Here is a 2,196-nt window from a genome sequence, read left to right on the forward strand (position 1 = left end):
TTGTGCTGCCGGCAGATTGCGGGGCAGGTCAGCGACTTTGTCAGGGGTACTGTACAGCGTTTGCAGCCATTCGCTGGCGGTGGCGTAGTCGCTTTTTGCCAACATGTCGTCCAGATAGCGCATGAGGCCGGCGCTGTTGGCATCAAAGGCCAGTTGCTGGCGTTCCCAGATTTGCGCATCGCCGATGACACCGGCGTCACGGGCGGCGTTAAACAGCGGGTCGCAGTTGTTGGGGCGAGACTGGCCGGTGGCCCAGAGTTCTTTGCCCGCCTGCAGGGCGGCTTTTTTAACGGCCTGGTCGCCGGTTTCCCATTGCGCCTGGTGGTAGTAGCAGCGCAGTGCAACCCCGCTGGGGGCGCTGTCGGTAATGGTGAGTAGTGCCTGCCATTTTTCCGCTTTGCCGTAGGCGACCGTGGCGAGCTGACGAATATCCTGGGGGAGCGGCGAATCCGGGTACTTTTCAGCGTACTGCGTGACTTTGTCAGGGCTGAGTTGAGGCAGGGCGGCGCGCAGCCGGTGGAAGTCGAGATAAGCCTGCAGGGGGTGCTGGTCTCCCAGAGCCTGTTGTTGTCGGGAAAGGGTTTCCCAATCATTGTTGCGTGCTGCGTCCAGTGCCTGGTGGAAGTTGTCGCTATCCGTAGCGGCAACGACCAACGAAGAAAACAGACAGCAGGCAAACAGTGCTAAAGCGCGAGTTGGCGCAGTGCGAACCATTTGTGCCTCCACATCGTCGGAATGAATGCGACAATTCTACCGGCCTCGCCAGGCGCTTGGCGTGGTGATTATGTAAAACTTGGGGAAGATCATACTTATGGGTCAGCGTGAGGTGTGTGGCGTTCGCCGTATCCGTGTCCGGACCTGTGTGATTTGCACTATACTGCCGCCGCTGATTACCTGAGCCGGAGACCATGGAAAATACCACCCAATTATTGCTGCGCCAGTCCGATGCCCTTGCCGGGCGAAATGTACTGGTGGTGGATGCCAACGACCCTGCACTGAAAACCCTGGCAGTGGATGCCACGGTGCATCTGCATGCGGATGATTACAGCATTGGTGCGCAGCAGTGGTCGCCCGCGCCCACGGTGCCGGAAGGGACCGATTTGCTGGTGCTGCCGTTGCCCAAGTCCACCGACCGGTTACGATTTCTGCTCAACTGGCTGGCCGGTGAAATTACTGAACCCACCGAGCTGTGGCTGATTGGCCCGGCCAAGGGTGGCATTCGCGGTGCCCTGAAATACCTGGATGCCCATGTGGATGAATCGGTGCTGGAAGATAGCGCCCGCCACTGCAAGCTCTATAGCGGTTTATTGCAGCCGGGGGAGAAGCAGTCCCTGAAAGCCTGGGGCACCGTGCTGGAGGTGGCGGATCAGGAAGCCATCAGTTACCCGGGGGTGTTCAGCCATGGCCGTCTGGACGAGGGCAGTGCTCTCCTGCTGGCGGCCATGGAGGCGCACACGCTGGGTAAGCCGGGGAAGGTGATAGATGTGGGCTGCGGCGCGGGTGTGATCAGCGTTTGGCTGGCTCGCCAGGGCTGGCAGGTGCAGGGCGTGGATGTCAGTGCCAGCGCCGTGGCGGCCAGCACCGATAGCCTGGCCCGCAACGGCCTGCAAGGCAGGGTCATGGGCGGTGATTTGTTCTCCCCGATTCAGGGGCGCGTGGATATGGTGGTGACCAATCCGCCGTTCCATGACCGCCGCCAGCGTACCACGGACATCACCCGCCGGCTGATTGCGGAAGCACCTTCACACCTCAAGTCAGGTGGCGTGCTGTGGCTGGTGGCTAACCGCGAATTGCCCTATGTGCAGTGGCTGGATGATGCTTTCAGTCATGTGCAGGTGGCCAGCGAAACCACCCGCTTCCGGGTCTACCGGGCGGTGCTGTAATTAAGCCGTCCGCAGGCTGTTACAACATCCGTTCCCGGGCCATCCAGGCAATGCAGTTTTCCAGCATGGTGGCCAGCGGCACCTGATCATTAAAGCCCAGCTGTTCCACGGCCTTGCTGCCGTCGGCATGCACGCGGCTGGTGATCAGGGCCACTTTTTCCGGGGTCAGGCGGGGTTCTTCGCCGGTGAACAGGCTGCCGATGGGGTAGAGCTGGCCGGCCAGTTTCAGCAGGGCCGGGGGTACGGTACGCTGCGGCGCCTTGCGCCCCAGCCGGTCGGCAATGGTCTGGACCAGGGTCAGGAAACTGGCTTC

General features: G+C 61.3%; 1 protein-coding gene and 2 pseudogenes. 1 reads left to right on the forward strand and 2 read right to left on the reverse strand.

From position 1 onward, the window contains the following. Positions 1 to 714: pseudogene (locus A3754_RS10585) on the reverse strand (lytic transglycosylase); the annotation flags it as partial. Positions 715 to 908: 194 nt separating this feature from the next. Between A3754_RS10585 and A3754_RS10590 the strand changes: the two are divergent. Then, the gene (locus tag A3754_RS10590; protein WP_063519647.1) at positions 909 to 1,883 is read left to right on the forward strand and encodes a methyltransferase; all 975 of its coding nucleotides are present in this window, start codon (positions 909 to 911) and stop codon (positions 1,881 to 1,883) included. 19 nt (positions 1,884 to 1,902) lie between these two features. On the opposite strand, the pseudogene A3754_RS10595 reads toward A3754_RS10590, so the two are convergent. Next, positions 1,903 to 2,196, reverse strand: a pseudogene (locus A3754_RS10595) (oxidoreductase); the annotation flags it as partial.

This window comes from Alcanivorax sp. HI0083 (assembly GCF_001635175.1).